Origin of the sequence: Pseudomonas granadensis (assembly GCF_900105485.1) — a bacterium.
GTDB lineage: Bacteria > Pseudomonadota > Gammaproteobacteria > Pseudomonadales > Pseudomonadaceae > Aquipseudomonas > Aquipseudomonas granadensis.
Map to the genome: position 1 here is coordinate 897790 of NZ_LT629778.1, position 21457 is coordinate 919246.

General features: G+C 60.7%; 22 protein-coding genes. 17 read left to right on the top strand and 5 right to left on the bottom strand.

Annotated features, from left to right (window positions below):
• The first annotated feature begins 7 nt into the window (after nt 1–7).
• The 8 genes from BLU52_RS03820 (at nt 8) to BLU52_RS03855 (ending at nt 8245) form a co-directional block, all read left to right on the top strand.
• A complete protein-coding gene (locus BLU52_RS03820; protein ID WP_090281963.1) occupies nt 8–1009 on the top strand; it encodes a response regulator in 1002 nt (333 codons plus the stop codon).
• Between the two features lie 306 nt (nt 1010–1315).
• Nucleotides 1316–2411, top strand: a protein-coding gene (prfB, locus tag BLU52_RS03825) for a peptide chain release factor 2 (protein ID WP_157720676.1) whose coding sequence is annotated in 2 segments (ribosomal slippage) — nt 1316–1387 and nt 1389–2411 — 1095 coding nt in all. Because the reading frame shifts where the segments join, the coding sequence is not laid out codon by codon here.
• 115 nt (nt 2412–2526) lie between these two features.
• On the top strand, nt 2527–4029 hold the full coding sequence (gene lysS / locus BLU52_RS03830) for a lysine--tRNA ligase (RefSeq protein ID WP_090281964.1): 1503 nt from the start codon (nt 2527–2529) through the stop codon (nt 4027–4029).
• A 105-nt stretch (nt 4030–4134) separates the two neighbouring features.
• On the top strand, nt 4135–4848 hold the full coding sequence (locus BLU52_RS03835) for a TetR/AcrR family transcriptional regulator (RefSeq protein ID WP_090281965.1): 714 nt from the start codon (nt 4135–4137) through the stop codon (nt 4846–4848).
• A 148-nt stretch (nt 4849–4996) separates the two neighbouring features.
• On the top strand, nt 4997–5551 hold the full coding sequence (locus tag BLU52_RS03840; RefSeq protein WP_090281966.1) for a hypothetical protein: 555 nt from the start codon (nt 4997–4999) through the stop codon (nt 5549–5551).
• A gap of 59 nt (nt 5552–5610) precedes the next feature.
• Complete coding sequence (locus BLU52_RS03845) at nt 5611–6861, top strand: flavohemoglobin expression-modulating QEGLA motif protein (protein WP_172833349.1); 1251 nt, start codon at nt 5611–5613, stop codon at nt 6859–6861.
• 152 nt (nt 6862–7013) lie between these two features.
• A complete protein-coding gene (locus BLU52_RS03850) occupies nt 7014–7919 on the top strand; it encodes an alpha/beta hydrolase (protein ID WP_090281968.1) in 906 nt (301 codons plus the stop codon).
• Nucleotides 7916–8245, top strand: coding sequence for a hypothetical protein (locus tag BLU52_RS03855; protein ID WP_090281969.1), 330 nt, complete (start codon nt 7916–7918; stop codon nt 8243–8245). Before BLU52_RS03850 ends, BLU52_RS03855 begins: the two co-directional genes overlap by 4 nt.
• A 249-nt stretch (nt 8246–8494) precedes the next feature.
• Here the strand turns inward: BLU52_RS03855 and BLU52_RS03860 are convergent, their stop codons facing one another.
• The 3 genes from BLU52_RS03860 to BLU52_RS03870 all read right to left on the bottom strand — a co-directional run bounded on the left by BLU52_RS03860 (nt 8495) and on the right by BLU52_RS03870 (nt 10491).
• On the bottom strand, nt 8495–9283 hold the full coding sequence (locus BLU52_RS03860; protein ID WP_024011746.1) for an OmpA family protein: 789 nt from the start codon (nt 9281–9283) through the stop codon (nt 8495–8497).
• Between the two features lie 55 nt (nt 9284–9338).
• Nucleotides 9339–9743 carry a DUF4398 domain-containing protein gene (locus BLU52_RS03865; RefSeq protein ID WP_090281970.1) on the bottom strand — a complete coding sequence of 135 codons (405 nt, stop codon included), beginning with the start codon at nt 9741–9743 and terminating at the stop codon, nt 9339–9341.
• A 403-nt stretch (nt 9744–10146) separates the two neighbouring features.
• The gene (locus BLU52_RS03870) at nt 10147–10491 is read right to left on the bottom strand and encodes a pilin assembly protein (protein WP_090281971.1); all 345 of its coding nucleotides are present in this window, start codon (nt 10489–10491) and stop codon (nt 10147–10149) included.
• Between the two features lie 214 nt (nt 10492–10705).
• On the opposite strand from BLU52_RS03870, the gene ppc reads away from it, so the two are divergent.
• The 7 genes from ppc (at nt 10706) to BLU52_RS03905 (ending at nt 18037) form a co-directional block, all read left to right on the top strand.
• Nucleotides 10706–13336: a phosphoenolpyruvate carboxylase gene (ppc, locus tag BLU52_RS03875; protein ID WP_090281972.1), complete on the top strand. Its 2631-nt coding sequence runs from the start codon at nt 10706–10708 to the stop codon at nt 13334–13336.
• Between the two features lie 302 nt (nt 13337–13638).
• Nucleotides 13639–14289, top strand: a complete 651-nt coding sequence (gene adk / locus BLU52_RS03880; protein ID WP_039762420.1) for an adenylate kinase — start codon at nt 13639–13641, stop codon at nt 14287–14289.
• Between the two features lie 95 nt (nt 14290–14384).
• Nucleotides 14385–15059 carry a tRNA (adenosine(37)-N6)-threonylcarbamoyltransferase complex dimerization subunit type 1 TsaB gene (tsaB, locus tag BLU52_RS03885; RefSeq protein ID WP_090281973.1) on the top strand — a complete coding sequence of 225 codons (675 nt, stop codon included), beginning with the start codon at nt 14385–14387 and terminating at the stop codon, nt 15057–15059.
• A 242-nt stretch (nt 15060–15301) separates the two neighbouring features.
• On the top strand, nt 15302–15613 hold the full coding sequence (locus tag BLU52_RS03890; RefSeq protein WP_090281974.1) for a hypothetical protein: 312 nt from the start codon (nt 15302–15304) through the stop codon (nt 15611–15613).
• Complete coding sequence (locus BLU52_RS03895) at nt 15613–16473, top strand: DUF72 domain-containing protein (protein ID WP_090281975.1); 861 nt, start codon at nt 15613–15615, stop codon at nt 16471–16473. The genes BLU52_RS03890 and BLU52_RS03895 overlap by 1 nt, the downstream gene beginning before the upstream one ends.
• Before the next feature lie 32 nt (nt 16474–16505).
• Nucleotides 16506–17342: an isocitrate lyase/PEP mutase family protein gene (locus BLU52_RS03900; RefSeq protein WP_090281976.1), complete on the top strand. Its 837-nt coding sequence runs from the start codon at nt 16506–16508 to the stop codon at nt 17340–17342.
• A 2-nt stretch (nt 17343–17344) separates the two neighbouring features.
• Nucleotides 17345–18037, top strand: a complete 693-nt coding sequence (locus BLU52_RS03905; protein ID WP_090281977.1) for an extensin-like domain-containing protein — start codon at nt 17345–17347, stop codon at nt 18035–18037.
• Nucleotides 18038–18040: 3 nt separating this feature from the next.
• Here BLU52_RS03905 and BLU52_RS03910 read toward each other — a convergent pair whose 3' ends face one another.
• The gene (locus BLU52_RS03910) at nt 18041–18661 is read right to left on the bottom strand and encodes an energy transducer TonB (RefSeq protein ID WP_090281978.1); all 621 of its coding nucleotides are present in this window, start codon (nt 18659–18661) and stop codon (nt 18041–18043) included.
• A gap of 92 nt (nt 18662–18753) precedes the next feature.
• Here BLU52_RS03910 and BLU52_RS03915 point away from each other — a divergent pair, with 92 nt between their 5' ends.
• Nucleotides 18754–19536: a class I SAM-dependent methyltransferase gene (locus BLU52_RS03915; RefSeq protein WP_090288435.1), complete on the top strand. Its 783-nt coding sequence runs from the start codon at nt 18754–18756 to the stop codon at nt 19534–19536.
• Nucleotides 19537–19626: 90 nt separating this feature from the next.
• On the opposite strand, the gene BLU52_RS03920 is transcribed toward BLU52_RS03915, so the two are convergent.
• On the bottom strand, nt 19627–20262 hold the full coding sequence (locus BLU52_RS03920; protein ID WP_090281979.1) for a TetR/AcrR family transcriptional regulator: 636 nt from the start codon (nt 20260–20262) through the stop codon (nt 19627–19629).
• Nucleotides 20263–20356: 94 nt separating this feature from the next.
• Here BLU52_RS03920 and BLU52_RS03925 point away from each other — a divergent pair, with 94 nt between their 5' ends.
• Nucleotides 20357–21457 (top strand): efflux RND transporter periplasmic adaptor subunit, encoded by a 1101-nt coding sequence (locus BLU52_RS03925; RefSeq protein WP_090281980.1) that lies wholly within the window; start codon nt 20357–20359, stop codon nt 21455–21457.

Sequence of the window (21457 nt, forward strand, 5' to 3'; positions counted from 1 at the left end):
ACCGCCCATGAATGATTTACAGATCGACGACATCAAAACCGACGAAAACGCCGCCATGGTGTTGTTGGTGGACGATCAGGCGATGATCGGCGAAGCGGTGCGCCGTGGGCTGTCGAGCGAAGAAAACATCGACTTCCATTTCTGCTCCGATCCGCAGCAAGCCATCGCCCAGGCCGTGCGCATCAAGCCGACGGTGATTTTGCAGGATCTGGTGATGCCCGGCCTCGATGGCCTGAGCCTGGTGCGCGAGTACCGCAATCATCCGGCGACCAAGGACATTCCGATCATCGTCCTGTCGACCAAGGAAGACCCGCTGATCAAGAGCGCGGCGTTCTCCGCCGGGGCCAACGATTATCTGGTGAAACTGCCCGACACCATCGAACTGGTGGCGCGCATCCGTTATCACTCGCGCTCCTACATGACCCTGTTGCAACGCGATGCCGCTTACCGGGCGCTGCGGGTCAGCCAGCAGCAATTGCTCGACACCAATCTGGTACTGCAACGGCTGATGAACTCCGACGGCCTGACCGGGTTGTCCAATCGCCGGCACTTCGACGAGTACCTGGAGCTGGAGTGGCGCCGCTCGCTGCGCGATCAGAGCCAGTTGTCGTTGCTGATGATCGATGTCGATTACTTCAAGTCGTACAACGACAGCTTCGGCCATGTTGAGGGCGATGAAGCCTTGCGCAAGGTCGCGGCGGCGATCCGCGACGCCAGCGCGCGGCCATCGGATCTGCCGGCGCGTTATGGTGGCGAGGAGTTCGTATTGGTGCTGCCGAACACCTCACCAGGCGGCGCGCGGCTGGTGGCGGAGAAACTGCGCCAGACCGTGGCGGCACTGAAAATCCCGCACAATACTCCGGCGGCCGGCGACAGCCTGACCATCAGCATCGGTCTGGCGACCATGGTGCCGCAGGCCGGCAGTGATTGCCGCCTGCTGATTTCGGCGGCGGACCGTGGTTTGTATCTGGCCAAGAACAATGGGCGCAATCAGGTCGGAATCGAGTAAAGCCTTTCCCCTCACCCCAGCCCTCTCCCAGGGGGAGAGGGGGCCGACCGAGGTGTCTCGGATTCTGCATCGACCTGCTCCACCGAGTCGATTATGGATCTTTGAGCTCGGCGATTATGGATTCAGCTAAGCCATTCAAGTCGGCGTAGCTCTCGAATATCCCCCAATCAGTCCCCTCTCCCTCAGGGAGAGGGCTAGGGTGAGGGCTGCGATCTCGCCCCATTCACCGCCAGACGGGCTGCCGCGCCAGCCTGATTACGTTATACTCGCCGGCTTTCAAAAGTTCGCCAACGAGTGCTGCCCGTCATGGAAATCAACCCGATCCTGAACACCATCAAGGACCTGTCCGAGCGCTCCGAAACTATTCGGGGGTATCTTTGACTACGATCAAAAGCATGAGCGTCTGACCGAGGTCAATCGCGAGCTTGAAGATCCGAGTGTCTGGAACAAACCTGAATACGCCCAGGAACTGGGCCGCGAGCGCGCTGCGCTGGCGCAGATCGTCGATACCCTCGACGAACTGAACGCCGGTCTGGCCGATTGCCGCGACCTGCTGGACATGGCCGTCGAAGAAAACGACGAAGGCGCCGTCGGTGATGTCGTCGCCGAGCTGGCCCGTCTCGAGGAAAGTCTGGCCAAGCTGGAATTCCGCCGCATGTTCAGCCATGAAATGGACCCGAACAACGCCTACCTGGACATCCAGGCCGGTTCCGGCGGTACCGAAGCGCAGGACTGGGCCAACATCCTGCTGCGCATGTACCTGCGCTGGGCTGACAAACGCGGTTTCGACGCGACCATCATGGAACTGTCCGCCGGTGAAGTCGCCGGTATCAAAGGCGCGACCGTGCACATCAAGGGTGAATACGCCTTTGGCTGGCTGCGTACCGAGATCGGCGTGCACCGTCTGGTGCGCAAGAGCCCGTTCGACTCCGGCAACCGTCGCCACACCTCGTTCTCGGCGGTGTTCGTCTCGCCAGAGATCGACGACAAGGTCGAAATCGAAATCAACCCGGCAGACCTGCGCATTGACACCTATCGTTCCTCCGGTGCCGGTGGTCAGCACGTAAACACCACCGACTCGGCCGTACGTATCACTCACGTACCGACCAACACCGTGGTCAGCTGCCAGAACGAACGTTCCCAGCACGCCAACAAGGACACCGCCATGAAAATGCTGCGGGCCAAGTTGTACGAGCAGGAAATGCAGAAACGCAACGCCGCCTCGCAAGCGCTGGAAGACACCAAGTCCGATATCGGCTGGGGTCACCAGATTCGCTCCTACGTGCTCGATGCGTCGCGGATCAAGGATCTGCGCACCAACATCGAACGCAGCGATTGCGACAAGGTGCTCGACGGCGACATCGACGAGTATCTGGAAGCCAGCCTGAAATCGGGCCTGTAACAGACGCCAACACAGGATCGACCGTTTCCGCTCGATCCCTGTAGGAGCCAGCCCTGCTGGCGATCCCCGGGCCGCAAGGTCCGGGGGCAACGAACCTGATGGAATATCTAAAGACATGAGCGACCAACAACTCGACCCGCAAGCCCTGCAACAGGAAGAAAACTCCCTGATCGCCCTGCGCAAGGAAAAGCTTGCTGCCGAGCGCGCCAAGGGCAATGCCTTCCCGAACGACTTCCGCCGCGACAACTACTGCGATGCCTTGCAGAAACAGTACGCGGACAAGACCAAGGAAGAGCTGGCAGAGGCTGCAATCCCGGTCAAGGTTGCCGGTCGCATCATGCTCAACCGTGGCTCGTTCATGGTGATCCAGGACATGACCGGGCGTATCCAGGTCTACGTCAACCGCAAGACCTTGTCGGAAGAAACCCTGGCCGCGGTGAAAACCTGGGACATGGGCGACATCATCGCTGCCGAAGGCACCCTGGCGCGCTCCGGCAAGGGCGACCTGTACGTTGAAATGACCAACGTGCGTCTGCTGACCAAGTCGCTGCGTCCGCTGCCGGACAAGCACCACGGCCTGACCGACACCGAACAGCGCTACCGTCAGCGTTACGTCGACCTGATCGTCAACGAAGACGTGCGCCAGACCTTCCGCGTGCGTTCGCAAGTGATCGCGCACATCCGCAGCTTCCTGATGAAGCGCGACTTCCTCGAAGTCGAAACGCCGATGCTGCAGACCATTCCTGGCGGCGCTGCGGCCAAGCCGTTCGAAACCCACCACAACGCGCTGGACATGGAAATGTTCCTGCGTATCGCGCCGGAGCTGTACCTCAAGCGTCTGGTAGTCGGTGGTTTCGAGAAGGTCTTCGAGATCAACCGCAACTTCCGTAACGAAGGCGTTTCGACGCGTCACAACCCTGAATTCACCATGTTGGAGTTCTATCAGGCCTACGCCGATTACGAAGACAACATGGACCTGACCGAAGAACTGTTCCGCGAGCTGGCGCAGCTGGTGTTGGGCAGCACCGACGTGCCGTACGGCGACAAGGTGTTCCACTTCGGCGAGCCCTTCGTGCGTCTGTCGGTGTTCGACTCGATCCTCAAGTACAACCCTGAGCTGACCGCCGATGACCTGAACGACATCGACAAGGCTCGCGCCATCGCCAAGAAGGCCGGCGCCAAGGTGCTGGGCTTCGAAGGTCTGGGCAAACTGCAGGTGATGATTTTCGAAGAACTGGTCGAGCACAAGCTGGAACAGCCGCACTTCATTACCCAGTACCCGTTCGAAGTGTCGCCGCTGGCCCGTCGCAACGATGACAACCCGAACGTCACCGACCGCTTCGAGCTGTTCATCGGCGGCCGTGAAATCGCCAACGCCTACTCCGAGTTGAACGACGCCGAAGACCAGGCCGAGCGCTTCATGGCGCAGGTGGCCGACAAGGACGCCGGCGACGACGAAGCCATGCACTACGACGCCGACTTCGTGCGTGCGCTGGAGTACGGCATGCCGCCAACCGCCGGTGAAGGTATCGGCATCGACCGTCTGGTGATGTTGCTGACCAACTCGCCGTCGATTCGCGATGTGATCCTGTTCCCGCACATGCGACCGCAAGCGTAAACGTTTCAGTTAAAAAGCCGCCTAAAACAGGCGGCTTTTTATTGCCTGTCTGGTACAAATGTATCAATTGGTTAATTTGGAATTAGTAGAGGAAGTGCTGTCGTGATGGGTGCATTAGCTCAAGAAGGTGCAGCGGGTATCGCCACTGCGGTCGCTGAAAGTGTTCAGTACCAGGGCCGCAAGGCCAGCCGACAGGGCAGTGAGCAGCGTCGCCAGGACATTCTCGACGCGGCCATGCGCATTGTCGTGCGCGACGGCGTGCGTGCCGTGCGCCACCGTGCGGTAGCGGCCGAGGCCGGTGTGCCGCTGTCGGCGACCACGTATTACTTCAAGGACATCGACGACCTGCTCACCGATACCTTCGCTCAATATGTTGAACGCAGCGCGGCGTACATGGCCAAGCTGTGGATCAACAACGAAGGCCTGTTGCGCGACATGGTCGTCAGTGGCGACGGTAGCCCCGAGTCACGCTCGCAACTGGCCGACGACATCGCACGGCTGATGGCCGACTACGTGCACCGGCAGTTGATCAACCGTCGTGAGCATTTGATGGCCGAACAGGCGTTCCGCCAGGAAGCGCTGCTCAACCCACGGCTGGCGATTCTGGTGCGCTCGCATCAGCAGATTCTGTTGCAGGGCACCTGCCAGTTGTTTCAGGTATTGGGCTCGCGCGAACCGCAGCAGGATGCCAAAGTGTTGACGGCGATTATCGGACGGATGGAATATCAGGGCCTGCTCAACGACGCCGAGCCTTTGGCCGAAGAGGACATGCTCGGCATACTGACGCGGTATATGCACCTGGTGCTCGCCTCGGTCTAACGCGAACCCTGTAGGAGTGAGCCTGCTCGCGATGGCTGTCTCACATCCTGCATTTTCGTTGGCTGACACACCGTCATCGCGAGCAGGCTCACTCCTACAGGGGAAAGCGATCACAATGAACGCCGCTTGTGTTCATAAGGAGTCTCGAATGAAGTCCTGGCGTGGCGTGCTGCTGGCCCTGTCGTTGCTGCTGCTCAGTGGCTGTCTGGTGACGTTCAAGGAGCCGCTGGCGGCCAGCGACCCGGCGCCCAAGGGCTTGCTCGGCAAGTGGTCGAGCACCAATGCCTGGGGTGAGCCGATGAACCTTGAGCTGACTCGCGTCGGCAATGACCGCTACCAGGCCGTTACCTGGTTCAAGGCCAAACCGCGCGAACGCGAAGCCTATCCGTTTACCGTGTCACGGCATGGCAATCGTTGGTATCTGTCGGCGAAAGTACCGGCGCGTTTCGGCGGCCACTTCACCATTGCCGGGTTCGAAATCACCGACAAGCGCGAACTGGTGATCTACAACCTCGACCTCGAGCAGATCAATCAAGCGATCAAACAGCACGCCCTGAACGGTCAGGCCTTCCAGACCGACGATGGCGACGGCGTGCACGTCGACAGCAACCTCGACGAGGTCTTCGCTTACCTTGATGATCCGGCCAATTCCGATGTCTTCGTTGAAGCCGCGCGCTATCAGCGCCAGGCCAGCGCCCAATAATTCACACGTCAGGTTTTTTACAGGAGTTTCGGGTGGACGATTACCAGCAGACGATACGCATGTTGTCCGATCGCATTGTGCTGGCGCAAACGCCGATCCGCGTGCTCGATGCGGTCAAGTGGGACGAGAACGTGCGCAAGGGTTTTCTCAAGGCCAAGGGCAAGGAAATGCCCGCCATCGATCGCGACTACTACCTCAATCGGCCACTGTCGTTCGATTCGAGCCAGGTCAAACTGGAGTTCCAGAACATCGAGCGCGACATCACCCGCCAGCTCGGCCAGTTCAACCCGGTCGGGCAGATCATGCGGCGCATGTGCAAGGAATACCGCATGGTCGTGCGCATGCTCGAAGCGCGCGGTACCGAGGATTTCGGCCTGATCTCGCAAGAACTGTACGGCGCCGCGTCCGATGCCTTCCATGCCGGTGACCCGACCCTGGCTGACCTTGGCCTGATGATGTCCGATTACCTGAACAACATCGATGGCCGCGGCGATCTGAAGGACGAACCGAAAATCCTCACCGCCAAGGACGCCGTGCACTTGCTGCAAACCCGTTTGAACAAGGTGTTCGGCGAGGCCGAGGAAACCATTCGGGTGTTCGAGTCCGACGGCATTGTCGCCGATGCGGCGGCCGGCGCCGACTACATCAAGATCCGCACCGACGCGATGTTCAACAACCGTGACGTTCGCGCACTGGAGGTTCATGAAGGGCTGGTGCATGTCGGCACGACGCTCAATGGTTTGAATCAGCCGATCTGCACGTTTCTGTCGAAAGGTCCGCCGTCGTCGACCGTGACCCAGGAAGGTCTGGCAATCCTGATGGAAATCATCACGTTCGCCTCCTACCCGAGTCGCCTGCGCAAACTGACCAACCGCACCCGCGCGATTCACATGGTCGAGGAGGGCGCGGACTTTTTGCAGGTGTTCGAGTTCTTCCGCGAGCAGGGCTTTGAAATGGCGGAGAGCTATGGCAACGCCAGTCGGGTTTTCCGCGGTTCGACACCGACCGGTCTGCCATTCACCAAAGACTTGTCCTACCTCAAGGGCTTCATCATGGTTTACAACTACATTCAGTTGGCCGTGCGCAAGGGCAAGCTCGAGCAGATTCCGCTGTTGTTCTGCGGCAAGACCACGCTGGAAGACATGCGTACCCTGCGCCAACTGGTGGATGAGGGGCTGGTGGTGCCGCCGAAGTATCTGCCGGATCAGTTCCGCGATCTGAATGCGTTGTCGGCGTGGATGTGCTTCTCCAACTTCCTCAACCACTTGAGCCTGGACCGGATCGAAGCGGATTACTCCAATATCCTCTGACCCCTACACAACACCCCTGTGGGAGTGAGCCTGCTCGCGATAGCGGTGTATCAATCAACACACATAGCGACTGACACACCGCTATCGCGAGCAGGCTCACTCCTACAGTTTTGATTGTGTTTCAACCCAATTTTTTCGCGAGGTTTCAACGGATGAGAATCCTCGGCATCTTTTGCCTGCTTCTGACCCTGGGCGGCTGCAGTTCGCTGCTGTTCTACCCCGAACCGGGCCAGGTCTTCACCCCGGAAAAAGCCAAACTCGACTACCGCACCGTCACGCTGGTCACTGCCGATGGCTTGAAGCTCAACGCCTGGTGGCTGCCGGCCAAGCCCGGCGTGGAGGTTAAAGGCACGGTCCTGCACCTGCACGGCAACGGCGGCAACCTGCCAATGCATCTGGGGGGCAGCTGGTGGCTGCCGAAAAACGGCTATCAAGTGCTGCTGGTGGACTATCGCGGGTACGGCTTGTCCGAAGGCAAGCCGAGCTTGCCGGCGATCTATCAGGACATCGACGCCGCGTTCGCCTGGCTGGACCAGGCCGCTGAAGTCAAAGGCAAACCGCTGGTGCTGCTCGGGCAAAGCCTCGGCGGCGCGATGGCGGTGCATTGGTTGGTGCAGCATCCCGAGCGGCAGAAACAGCTCAAGGCTCTGGTGCTCGACGGCGTGCCTGCCAGTTACCGCAGCGTCGGCCAGTATGCGCTGAGCACGTCGTGGCTGACCTGGCCGTTGCAGGTGCCGCTGTCGTGGCTGGTGCCGGACGGGGACAGCGCGATCAAGTCGATGGCGCAACTCACCGGTGTGCCGAAACTGATCTTCCACAGCATCGACGATCCGCTGGTGCCGATGGTCAACGGAATTCGACTGTATCAAGCGGCGCCGCCACCGCGGGTGCTGCAACTGACGCGCGGCGGCCATGTGCAAACCTTCGGCGATCCGGTGTGGCAGCAGGTGATGCTGCGTTATCTCGACGACCCCGAGCATTTCAACGGCCTGCGCCGCCTCGGCGAAATCCCCAACTATCCAGCGCCCCCGAATTCTGAAGATGAGAACCCGCAATGACTGAAGAACGTAACGCCATCCCGCTGATCATCACCGGTATCTGCAGCATCCTCGGCACCGTCGGGGCACTGTGGTACTACGGCTACCTGCACTTCGCCAAACCCGAGGATGCGCTGCTGCTCAACGAGTTCACCATGCTCAAGACCGTGGCCGGTGAGGACTACAAATTATCGCTGACTCCGGCGCCGCAGGTGGCGCAGTGCATCGACGGGGTGCTGGTGTTGTTTGATACCGAGCAGAAAGGCCTGACCGGAGTGTTGGTCAATGGGCAGAAAAAGGCTGTGCGGTGCATGGGTGAAGAGACGCCGCAGAAGCTGCAGGAGTGATTCTGCAGGCCCAGCCCTCACCCTAACCCTCTCCCGGAGGGAGAGGGGCTGACCGAGGTGTTTGTTTAAGCTACGTCGACCTGATCCATTGCGCTGAACACAAGTTTTGAAAGCGACACAAATCGGCTCCCTCTCCCTCGGGAGAGGGCTGGGCGGGCGGCGTTCCGATGAGGGGCCGCGATCTCAGCCCGCACAAAAAAGCCCCGCCTGAACCGAATCAAGCGGGGCTTTTGCGTTCCAGCGCGAACCTTAGTTCGAACTCACCGAAGAACGCGGTGCAACCGGCTGGTTGTCGTTGGAAATGGTCACTTCGACCCGACGGTTCATCGCACGGCCCGAGACGCTGCCGTTATCCGCGACCGGGTATTCCTTGCCATAACCCTGAGCAACGATACGCGATGGATCGACGCCCATTTTGATCAAGGCCATTTGTACCGAAGTCGCGCGGCGCTCGGACAGCGACTGGTTGTAGCTGGCGGTGCCGGTGCTGTCGGTGTAACCCTCGACGATCACTTTGCGATCCGGGTTTTCCTGAAGGAATTGCGCCAGTTTGTTGATGTTCACCAGACCGCTGGATTTCAGGTCAGCCTTGTTGGTGGCGAACAGCACGTCACCGAACGTCACCAGCGTGCCGCGATCGGTCTGCTTGGCGTTAAGGCTGTCCTGAAGCTGTTTGATCTGCTGGTCTCGAGCATCCAGACGGGCCTGGGCACGCTGCGCGGCGGCGTTCTTCAGGTTGTTCTCAGCGGTGCGCAGAGCGATGGTTTGCTTCGCCACTTCCACGCGCTGGTTGGTCAGGTAGGCCAGTTGGTCAACCTTGGCCGCGTCTTCTTTATCCAGATAGGCCTTGTCGGCCTTGTCCAGGTAATCACTGGCGTCTTTGGTTTCCAGGGCGGCGACTTTGCTTGCCTGCGGGTTGGCCTGCAGGCCGGCGTAGTTGGTGCGCGCCTGTTCCAGGTTCGGGTTAGGCGGGGTAGAGCAGGCAGCCAACGCAACGCTTGCGGCCAGAAGAGCGGGAATCATCAGTTGCTTACGCATAATTTGTCGTCCTTTCTATCGGTAAGAGTTTCAGCTTTGCAATCGGGATGCGCGCTTACTGCACGGTGCGCTGACTTTCCTGACGCAGTTCCTGAACACCTTTCTGGGAATCCTTCACAGCCTGTTCAGCCTTGGCAGCCTGAGCCTTGCGTTCAGCGACGCGAGCGTCCCACTCAGCCTGTTCGGACAGGCGACGGGCTTCGTCATACTTCTTGTCGTGCATGGCGATTTCGGCTTGTTTGAGCTTGTCCTGCGCTTGCTTCATTTCCACCGCAGCGAACTCGGTACCGCCGGCGCTGACCGCGCTGTTGACGGCCGATTGGGTCACGGCGTACTGCTCGGTCGGTGGATTACCGGCGCAACCGGCCAGAACGAAGCTGGTGCCGATGGCCAGAGCGGCCAGTTTCAGACCGCGCAGGTGGGAAAACGTGGATTGGGTTTTCATGGTCTTCAACTCCATTAGGCATCTCCTGAAAGTACAACTGAATCCATCCTGGCAGAGGAGCCGAAAGCATCGCTTGTTGACGCGAATTGAAACGCTCGTTCCAGGCGTGGTTACCTGTTCCGACCGGCGGCATTTTTGAAAAGTTCAGAAAAGATGGCCTATCGCCAAAAATTAAATTGACCGTTTGGACAAGGCTCTGGCACGGGAACTTTGGCGGTTTGAAGCGGTACGCGCGGGGTGTAATGGACACGGATATCAAGGGTGTACAGGGCCCATTGTAGGAGTGAGCCTGCTCGCGATGGCGGTGTATCAGCCGCTGGATGCATCGACAAATTAGCGGCGTATCAGCCGCTGGATGTGTCGACAAATACGCCGCTATCGCGAGCAGGCTCACTCTTACATTTTGGGCTGTGTTGGGTCAGTGATTCTGTTTGTTTTCGGCTGAAGCCAGATCATGCAAATGGCGTCTCGACAGCGCAAGAAAACGCGGCGTCGGCCCGACGTCTTCGTACAGCGGATCACCTTCCTCATCGGTCGCGACCACCGTCGAACCTTTCACATACGGCAGACTCGCCTCGAACTCTTCAAGCGCCGCGCCGATCAGTTCGCCGAGCAATTCTTCGGGATGGCGTTTGGGGTACATCTCGGCAATCGCCGCCAGCCTTGCGGCAGATTCCACGTCCAGATGAATCGTGTAGCCAGTGTCGGTCAGGCGACCTTTGGCGTTTTCTTCCCAATGCTGGGCAAGTTCACGGATTTTCATGATGACCTCATTTCGCACCTGCTCATGGCAGGTCTGGGTGAGTGTCCGCCAGGGCCGGCGGCAAGCCGTCGTGCGGCTTACTGTTGAGACTAGCTTTGCCGCTCAAGGTTTAAAGTCCCTTCGTCGGCTGCTTGTAAGAAGCGCCGCAGAGCGGCACTCTCTCGGGCAAAGCACTCGTTTCTGCGCCGTCCCGATTACCGTTGGAGAACTGCTGATGACCGATATTGATGCACGCTTGCGCGAAGATGTTCACCTGCTCGGAGAGCTGTTGGGCAACACCATTCGAGATCAGTACGGCGAGCCGTTCCTCGCCAAAATCGAGCAGATCCGCAAGGGCGCCAAGGCTGACCGGCGCGGTTCGATGGACGCCGAACTGAGCGCCAGCCTCAATCAGCTGAGCGAAGACGAATTGCTCCCGGTGGCGCGCGCGTTCAACCAGTTTCTCAACCTGGCGAACATTGCCGAGCAGTATCAGTTGATTCATCGGCGCGAAGAGTCGCAGCCGGCGCCGTTCGAATCCCGCGTATTGCCTGAACTGCTGGCGCGTTTGCGCAGCGAAGGCCACAGCGCCGAGTCCCTGGCCCGGCAACTGGCGCGGCTGGAAATCGAACTGGTGCTGACCGCGCACCCGACCGAAGTGGCCCGCCGCACCTTGATCCAGAAGTACGACGCGATCGCCGCGCAGCTTGCCGCGCAGGACCATCGCGACCTGACCAGCGCCGAGCGCGAACAGATCCACACCACCCTGCAACGATTGATTGCCGAAGCCTGGCACACCGAAGAAATCCGCCGCACACGGCCGACGCCAGTCGATGAAGCCAAATGGGGCTTTGCGGTGATCGAACATTCACTGTGGCAGGCGATTCCCAACCATATGCGCAAGGCCGACAAGGCGTTGCACGAAGCCACAGGTCTGCGCCTGCCGCTGGAGGCCGCGCCGATACGCTTCGCCTCGTGGATGGGTGGTGACCGTGACGGCAACCCCAACGTCACCGCCGCTGTGACGCGCGAAGTGTTATTGCTGGCGCGCTGGATGGCTGCCGACCTGTACCTTCGCGACGTCGACCACCTCGCCGCCGAACTGTCGATGCAGCAGGCCAGTGACGCGCTCAAGGCGCAGGCCGGCGACAGCGCCGAACCGTATCGTGCGGTGCTCAAGCAATTGCGTGAACGTCTGCGTGCGACACGTAATTGGGCTCACGCCGCGCTGACCGCGCCGACGCCTGCGCCTGCCGAAGTGCTGCACAACAATCGCGACCTGCTCGGGCCGCTGGAGCTGTGTTTCAACTCGCTGCATGAATGCGGGATGGGCGTGATCGCCGACGGGCCGTTGCTCGATTGCCTGCGTCGGGCGGTGACTTTCGGGCTGTTCCTGGTGCGTCTGGATGTGCGTCAGGATTCTGCGCGGCACAGCTCGGCGATGACCGAAATCACCGATTACCTCGGCCTCGGGCGTTACGAGGACTGGGACGAAGAACAGCGGATCAAATTTCTCACTCAGGAATTGAGCAACCGCCGCCCGTTGCTCCCGGCGCATTTCAAACCGTCGGCCGACACCGCTGAAGTGCTGAATACCTGCAAGGAAATCGCCGCCGCCCCGGCTGCGTCGCTCGGCTCTTACGTGATCTCCATGGCCGGCGCGGCATCCGATGTGCTCGCCGTGCAACTGCTGCTCAAGGAATCCGGCGTGCTGCGGCCGATGCGCGTGGTGCCGCTGTTCGAAACCCTCGCCGACCTCGACAACGCCGGGCCGGTGATGGAGCGGCTGTTGCTGCTGCCGGGTTATCGCGCGCGCCTGCAGGGCCCGCAGGAAGTGATGATCGGTTACTCCGACTCGGCCAAGGATGCCGGCACCACCGCGGCGGCCTGGGCGCAATACCGCGCGCAGGAGCGTCTGGTGGAAATCTGCCGTGAGCAGCAAGTCGAACTGCTGTTGTTCCATGGTCGCGGCGGCACCGTCGGCCGTGGCGGCGGCCCGGCACACGCGGCGATTCTGTCGCAGCCACCGGGCTCGGTAGGGGGGCGGTTCCGCACCACCGAGCAGGGAGAAATGATTCGTTTCAAATTCGGTCTGCCGGACATCGCCGAGCAGAACCTCAATCTGTATCTGGCGGCGGTGCTCGAAGCGACGTTGCTGCCACCGCCGCCGCCGACGCCCGAGTGGCGGCACCTGATGGACGAACTGGCGGCGGACGGTGTCAGCGCTTACCGCCAGGTGGTGCGCGAGAACCCGCAATTCGTCGAATACTTCCGCCAGTCCACTCCGGAGCAGGAATTGGGGCGCCTGCCGCTCGGCAGTCGTCCGGCCAAGCGCCGCGCGGGCGGTATCGAGAGCCTGCGGGCGATCCCGTGGATCTTCGGCTGGACGCAAACCCGACTGATGCTGCCGGCGTGGCTCGGCTGGGAGTCGGCGCTGAGCAAGGCGCTGGAACGCGGCGAAGGCCAGCTGCTCGGGCAGATGCGCGAGCAGTGGCCGTTCTTTCGCACGCGCATCGACATGCTGGAGATGGTGCTGGCCAAGGCAGACGCCGATATCGCGCTGTCCTACGATGAGCGTCTGGTCGAGCCGGAACTGCTGCCGCTGGGCGCGCAGTTACGCGACCTATTGTCGCAGGCGTGCACCGTGGTGCTCGGCCTGACCGGTCAGTCGCAGCTGCTCGCGCACAGCCCTGACACCCTCGAATTCATCCGTCTGCGCAACACCTATCTCGACCCGCTGCATCTATTGCAGGCCGAATTGCTGGCGCGCTCGCGGCAGCAGGAAGTCGAGCAGGGCAGCCCGGTGGAACAGGCGCTGCTGGTGTCTGTGGCGGGGATCGCCGCCGGTTTGCGAAATACCGGCTAACGTTTGCAACGGGGCATGCGGCATCGAGCAATCGCTGCCGGATGCCGCTGTGCGTGAGCGGGGAAAGTGCCGCCAGGCGACAGTTAACGATGGGGTTGCGACTTGGCTCACCGCGTCGCAAGGTCGCGGCGGGCGTCGGTTTCTCCGACTTTTGGCGTCTTGTGTGGGCGCAGCCTGCTGTGTATCTTGATCAGCCTTTGGCCGTTTGTGCGGCCACGACCCGTATTTTTCAGGATTCGTCCCAAGCGGCGAATCCTTTGTTTTGTAAAAGCTTTTTATAAAAAAATTGAGGAGCACATCTAATGCGCGTCATTCTGCTGGGAGCTCCCGGGGCCGGTAAAGGTACTCAGGCTAAGTTCATCACCGAGAAATTCGGCATTCCACAAATTTCCACCGGCGACATGCTGCGCGCAGCGGTCAAGGCCGGCACACCACTGGGCGTTCAAGCCAAGAGCATCATGGATGCCGGCGGCCTGGTGTCGGATGACCTGATCATCGCTCTGGTCAAGGACCGCATTGCCCAGCCTGACTGCGCCAACGGTTTTCTGTTCGACGGCTTCCCGCGCACCATTCCGCAGGCTGAAGCGCTGGTGACTGCCGGTGTCGAGCTGGACGCCGTGGTCGAAATCGCCGTTGAAGACGAAGAGATCGTCCAGCGCATCGCCGGTCGCCGTGTTCACGAGGCCAGCGGCCGCGTTTACCACATCGTCTACAACCCGCCGAAACTGGCCGGCAAAGACGACATCACCGGCGAAGAGCTGGTGCAGCGCAAGGACGATACCGAAGAAACCGTGCGTCATCGCCTGTCGGTCTACCACTCGCAGACCAAGCCGCTGGTGGAGTTCTATCAGAACCTCTCCGCGAAGAATGGCGGCAAGCCGAAGTACAGCCACATTCCGGGCGTCGGTTCGGTCGATGCAATCACCGCCAAGGTCCTCGCGGCGCTGAGCTGAAAAGTCTGAACCGCTGCATCATCCACGGCCCGTTTGCGGGCCGTAGTTGTTTATACTGACGCACCTTTTTCCCCACCCCTGTTCTGGAAACATCGATGAGTACCTTGCTGGCCCTGGACACCGCGACTGAAGCTTGCTCCGTTGCCTTGCTGCACGACGGCAAGGTCACGAGCCATTACGAGGTGATCCCGCGTCTGCACGCGCAAAAATTGCTGCCGATGATCCAGCAATTGCTGGCTGATGCCGGCACTACGCTGCAAGCGGTCGACGCCATTGCGTTCGGCCGTGGGCCGGGTGCATTCACCGGTGTGCGGATTGCCATCGGCGTGGTGCAGGGGCTGGCGTTTGCGCTGGATCGTCCGGTGTTGCCGGTATCCAATCTCGCGGTGCTGGCGCAACGTGCGTTGCGCGAACACGGCGTGAGCCAGGTCGCAGCGGCCATCGATGCGCGCATGGACGAAGTCTATTGGGGCTGCTACCGCGAGACGGCAGGTGAAATGCGTCTGGCCGGCGCCGAAGCCGTGCTGCCACCGGAAGTCGCAGCGCTGCCGGCCGACGCCAGTGGCGAGTGGTTCGGTGCCGGCACTGGTTGGGGCTACGGCGAGCGCATTGCGGTCAACCTGACCGGCGCCGATGCCGGCATGCTGCCCCACGCCGAAGACCTGCTGACCCTGGCGCGTTTTGCCTGGGAACGCGGCGAGTCGATCCCGGCGGATGACGCACAACCGGTCTACCTGCGCGACAAAGTCGCCACTCCCAAAGCCCGCTAAATCACCGCTTTCCCCTGTGGGAGCGAGCCTGCTCGCGAAGCGGTGGTTCAGATAAGGAAATTTGTCTGATGCGGCGCACTCGCGAGCAAAGTGAAATAAGTCACACGCAAATATCGCCAATCGTCAGTTTTTTCCCCTCGTTTAAAACCTTTTGCGCTTTATGTGTTCTAGTTATCACTCGGCAGTTTGCTAAGTCGGTCAGGTGCCGCTAAATTGCCATCATTGATACCGAGCATGAAATTATGCGTATAGACGGCGTTTCCTCTCAGTCCTATCCCATCAAGCGCAAGCCTCGCAAAGGCCCTGTGACGGTGGATGAATCCCTCGACGATATTGACGGCGAGCTGGAGTTTCCGACTGAAGAACAACTGGCTGCCCGTGCTGCCGCCAAAGCCACTGCGCAACGTCTGAGCAATCTGCCCGCCCGTCAGCAAGACATGATCTACCACCGCGCCATGAGCAAAAGCGTAGCGATGGCCCTGGCCAGCTACCTGAGCACCGCCGGTTTTGTCGATTGGGATGCCGACGTGCTGGGCCTCGATCTGTATATCTGATGGATCTGCCTTACTACCTTGGATGCCCGTCCTGGAGCGAAAACGCCTGGCGCGAGTATCTGTATCCGGTAGACGCAAAAACCTCCGACTTTCTCGGCCTCTATTCCCAAGTGTTCAACGCCGTCGAAGGCAATACCACCTTCTACGCCAGCCCGTCGCCCGCCACCGTGCAGCGTTGGGCCGAGATCATGCCCGAACACTTTCGCTTCACCGCCAAATTCCCCGGCGACATCAGCCACAGCGGTGACTTGCGCGATCAATTGACCCCCGCCGAAACCTTCCTGCAATTACTCAAGCCGCTCGGCAAACGGGTGTCGCCGTTGTGGTTGCAACTGTCGAAAGGCTTCACCCCGCAGCGGCTGCCGGAACTGGCGGCTTTCATCGATGCGCTGGACTGTCCGTTGGCGGTCGAAGTGCGCAACGAGCAGTTTTTCGCCAAGGGCGAGAGTGAGCGCTTGCTCAACCGTCTGCTGCTGGATCGTGGTGTCGAGCGCATCTGCCTCGATCCGCGCGCGCTGTTCAGTTGCCTGTCGACCAAGTCTTCGGTCATCCACGCACAATCGAAAAAGCCGCGAGTGCCGACGCGTCCGGCGGCGTTTACCCAGTTCCCGCAGGTGCGCTTCATCGGTCACCCTGAGCTTGAAGCCAACGACCCGTTTCTGCTGCCGTGGGTGAGCAAGATCGCCGAGTGGATCGAAGAAGGGCGCACGCCCTATATCTTCCTGCACACCGCTGACAATCTGCTCGCGGCGAAGCTGGCGCAACGTTTTCATACGCAATTGATGCAGCGTTTGCCTGGCCTGCCAGCGCTGCCTGAGCTATACAGAGAACCCGCCGCCGAGCAACTTGGCCTGCTCTGAGGCGTCTGTATTTTCCCGCCCGGAGCCTGCCGATGGACGCTTCAGCCCGCAACGAACAAGCCCGTAAAGCCCTTGCCTTCAAAGCCCTGCACGAACAATCGGGGATTTTCGTCATTCCCAATCCGTGGGACGCCGGCTCAGCGAAAATGCTCGCCAGCCTCGGCTATCAAGCCTTGGCGACCACCAGTGCCGGTTATGCGTTTTCGCAAGGCAAGGCCGATGGTGCGTTGAGCCTGGATGAGACCCTGGCCAATGTTCGCGCCATTGTCGCGGCAACGGATCTGCCGGTGGCCGTGGATCTGGAAAACGGTTTTGCCGATGACCCGGCCGACTGCGCCCAGAGCCTGTTACGCGCCGCCGAGGCGGGTGCTGTGGGTGGTTCGATCGAAGATGCCACTGGCCACCCTGATGCGCCGATCTACTGTTTCGAGCACGCCGTGGCGCGCATTGAGGCCGCTGTCGCGGCGGTGCGCACGCTAGCGTTTCCCTTCGTTCTGACCGCCCGTGCGGAAAACTACCTGCACGGCAATCCCGATATCAACGACACCATCCGCCGTTTGCAGGCCTTCGCCGAAGCGGGCGCCGACGTGTTGTACGCACCGGGCTTGCGCACTGCCGAAGAAGTGCTGGCGGTGGTCCGTGCCGTGGCGCCGAAACCGGTGAATGTGTTGATGTCTGGCGGTTTGCAACTGACGGTGCAGCAGTTGCAGGACATGGGCGTGCGGCGCGTCAGCACCGGTTCGGCCTTGGCGCTGGCGGCGTTTGGCGAGTTTTTCCGCGCCGCTGAAGAAATCCAGCAGTCGGGCAGCTTTGGCTTCACATCGCAGTCGATGCCGTACGCCAAGGCCAATCAATTGTTCAAAGGCTGAGCATGGGGCGCTGGATTTTCTGGTTGATCCTGTTGGCGCTGGGCGGGGCTGCGGTCAGTGTCTGGCGCGGTTGGGTGGACGTGCCGGCGCAGTGGGATCCGTGGGCGCCGCTGGATATCAAAGCCCCGCCCAATTGGCTCACCGGTTACAAGCTGATGCGCCTGCGCAGTGATCCGGCACTTTGTGCCCAGGCCCTGAGCAGTTCGGATCTGCGCGTTTCACCGCAATCTGACAGTCCTGGCGCCAAGTGCCCGTTGATTGGCGCATTGCGCGTACAAGGTGGTCAGGCCGCGCTGAGCAGCAGTTTCCTCGCCAGTTGCCCGTTGGCGGTGGCTTACGCGATGTTCGAACATCATTCCCTGCAACCGGCCGCGCAGGCCGTTTACGGGCAGAAGGTCGCGCGCCTCGATCACCTTGGCAGCTTCGCCTGCCGCAATGTCTATAACCGCGAGAGCGGGGCGCTTAGCCGTCACGCCAGCGCCGATGCGCTGGATATCGCCGGTTTTCGTCTGGCTGACGGGCGCAGCATCAGCGTGCTCAAGGATTGGCCCAAGGACAATCAGGACGCACGCTTCCTGCGTCACGTGCGTGACGGCGCCTGCGAGGCGTTCAGTGTGGTCTTGAGCCCGGATTACAACGCAGCCCATCGCAATCACTTTCATGTCGATGTCGGGCGCTGGAGCGTGTGTCGCTGAGGTTTACGCGGCGAGGCGCAGGTTCTGCAGAACGATCGGGCGTGCCCAGCCGTTATCGAAGTCCAGAGCTTTTTGCTGCTCGACAATTTCTTCCGGCGGGAACGGCGGATACGGTTTTTGCAGCAGATCAAGGTCGAACTCGGCGATTGGCAGGTACAGCGGCTTCTTCTGTGGTGCCGGACCAGGTTCTGGCATTGGCTGACCATTATTGATAACGATCGGGCGGACCCAGCTGCTGTCGAAATCCTGCAGTTCCTGCTGGGCTTTGAGTTCCTCCGGCGGGAACGGTGGGAACGGCTTGTCGAGCAATTCCATCTCGAACTCGGCGATCGGCAGGAACAACGGCTCCGGCGGACGCACTTGGGTTTCGACCACATCGCACTCGCGCTGGCTGACGATGTGCGCGTGCAGTTCGCTGCCGATGGTTGGTTCTTGCGGGCTGTTCAGGTCAACCGGTGGGAACGTGCCGCAGGCTGGCACCACTTCACTCGACTGTTCAGCCAGCGCCTGGGCAAAGAAATCCTGCCACAGGTGACTGACGCCGCTCAGTGCTTGAGTGTTATGACGGCTGAAATCGCCATGGGGCGAAATGTAGCCAATCGATGTGGGAAGAATGCCTGACATTTTTTTCGGTTGACGCTCAGCTCTGGCAAAATGCGCGTTGAATGGTTTATCGGCGGCTTTTGTCGATCCTTAACTTTTTTGAGCGTTTTTTCATGATCGAGTCACCCGCGGCCTGCCGCATCCATGTCCAGGCCCTCGCCGCGACGTTTCAAGCGCAAGCCGAGCAATGGGCCGAACGTCTGGGCCTGCCGCTCGCCGAGGCTGACGGCGAGTTCGCCTTGCAGGTCGGCGAGCAGGGATTGCAGCTGCAACAGCTCGGCCCGGACGCACCGGGGCCGGTGCGGGTCGACTTTGTCGAGGGCGGCGCGGCGCATCGGCGTTTGTACGGCGGCGGTAGCGGGCAGATGATCGCCAAAGCGGTCGGTATCGCCCAAGGCGTGCGCCCGCGCGTGCTGGATGCCACGGCGGGGCTGGGCAAGGATGCGTTCGTCCTCGCCAGCCTCGGCTGTGAAATGAGCCTGATCGAGCGCCAGCCGTTGATTGGCGCGCTGCTGGAAGACGGTCTGGCGCGGGCGGCGGAGGATTTCGACGTAGCGCCGATCGTGGCGCGGATGAAGCTGCTCAAGGGCAATTCCATCGAGGTCATGCGCCATTGGGAAGGCGAGCCGCCGCAGGTGATCTATCTCGACCCGATGTTTCCGCACCGTGAGAAAACCGCGCTGGTGAAAAAGGAAATGCGCCTGTTCCGGCCCCTGGTCGGCGATGACCCGGATGCACCAGCCTTGCTCGAAGCCGCGCTGGCGTTGGCCACGCACCGGGTCGTGGTCAAGCGCCCGCGCAAAGCGCCTTGCATTGACGGGCCGAAGCCTAGCCATGCGCTGGATGGCAAGTCGAGCCGGTATGACATTTACCCGAAAAAAGCGCTAAAACCTTAACAGCAGCTTCGAGTGGCAAGCTACAAGCTGCAAGCCAAAGCGAGAGTCTGCGCCGTCGCTTGTAGCTAGAAGCTAGAAGCTTGCAGCTGCCTATCTCCGATAGGCTCGCATAAACAACCCCACCACCTCGCGCACATGGCTCTCCGCCGCGTCGCCAGTCAGCGGCTCACCGCAGCCATACAACAAACGAAAATTCCCCGCGCCCTTGATCAGGCAGAAGAAGTGCTCGGCCGCGTTGCGTGGTTGGTCGATGCTCAGCGCGCCAGTTTCGTTGATTTTCGCCAGAAGCCCCTCCATGCCGTTCACCACGCGCTCCGGGCCGGCCTGGAAAAAGATCAGCGACAGGTTCGGGTCCTGACTGCCCAGCGCCATGATCAGCCGGTGCAGATTTACCGATTCCTCACTGTTGATCAGTTGATGAAAGCCTCGGGCAATGTTCAGCAACACATTTTCCACCGCAATGCCTTCCGGCAATTCGAAGAACAGCGGCGGTAATTGTTCTTCGCATTTGGCCACCACCGCGGCAGAGAACAAGGTCTCCTTGTCGTTGAAATGGCTGTAGACCGTCAGCTTTGACACGCCGGCCTCGCTGGCCACCGCGTCCATGCTGGTGTTGGCGTAACCGTGCGTAAGAAAGAGGATTTTCGCCGCGTCGAGGATGGCTTGGCGCTTGGCCAGATCCTTGGGGCGGCCTGGGCCGTTTGGAGCTGCAGGATTGTTCGACATTCTTCGCTTTTAATACTGGACTGGTGAGTTTGCTATTAATACCATACCGGCCAGTATAAATATTCCAAGCACCATTAGCGAAAGGTCCGTCACCATGTTCCGCCATGCGTTGTCCTTTGCACTGCCAGCGAGTCTGGCGTTTCTGTTGTCGGCGTGCGGTCAGGAAGAGGTGACGCAAGTCACCGTGCGACCGGCCATGGTGGTGCAGCCAGAGCCTTCGGCGCAGGCGATGGAAAGTTATCCCGGTGAAGTCCGTGCGCGTTACGAGCCGGACCTGGCGTTTCGTATTGGCGGCAAAGTCAGCCGACGAGTGGTCGATGAAGGCCAGCGCGTGAAAGCGGACCAGCCCTTGGCCGAACTCGATCCGCAGGATGTACGCCTGCAACTGGAAGCCACGCGCGCCCAGGTCGCTGCCGCCGAAGCCAATCTGAATCTGGTGCGCGCCGAGCGGGATCGCTACAAAACCCTGATGGAGCGGCAGATGGTCAGCCGCTCGGCCTACGACAACGCCGAAAATCTATACCGCTCCGGCGAAGCACGCCTTAAACAAATCAAAGCCGAATTCAACGTCTCCACCAACCAGGCCAGCTACGCGGTACTGCGCGCGCCGCAGGATGGCGTAGTGGCCAAGCGTTCGGTGGAGGTTGGTCAAGTGGTCGCTGCCGGGCAAACCGTGTTCACCCTCGCCACCGACGGTGAACGTGAAGTCTTGATCAGCCTGCCGGAGCAAAGCTTCGGCCGCTTCAAGGTCGGCCAGCCGGTTACCGTCGAATTGTGGACCCAGCAGAACCAGCGCTTCGCCGGGCAAATCCGCGAATTGTCGCCAGCGGCCGATCCGCGCTCGCGCACCTTTGCCGCACGGATTTCCTTTGCCAGCGGCAAAGTCCCGGCTGAGCTGGGCCAAAGCGCGCGGGTCTTCGTGCAATCTGCCGACAGCGTGTCCTTGTCGGTGCCGCTGTCGGCGCTCACTGCCGAAAACGGCGCGACCTACGTCTGGGTCGTCAGCGCCAACAATACCTTGAAGAAAACCCCGGTGCGCGTCGGCCCGTTCGGTGAAAAAACCGTACCGGTGCTCGAAGGCTTGAGCGCCAGCGACTGGGTGGTGGCAGCCGGGGTCCATGTGCTGCTCGAAGGTCAGCAGGTGCGGCCGGTGGATCGCTCCAACCGCGTGGTCAATCTGGCGAACAAGGAGTAA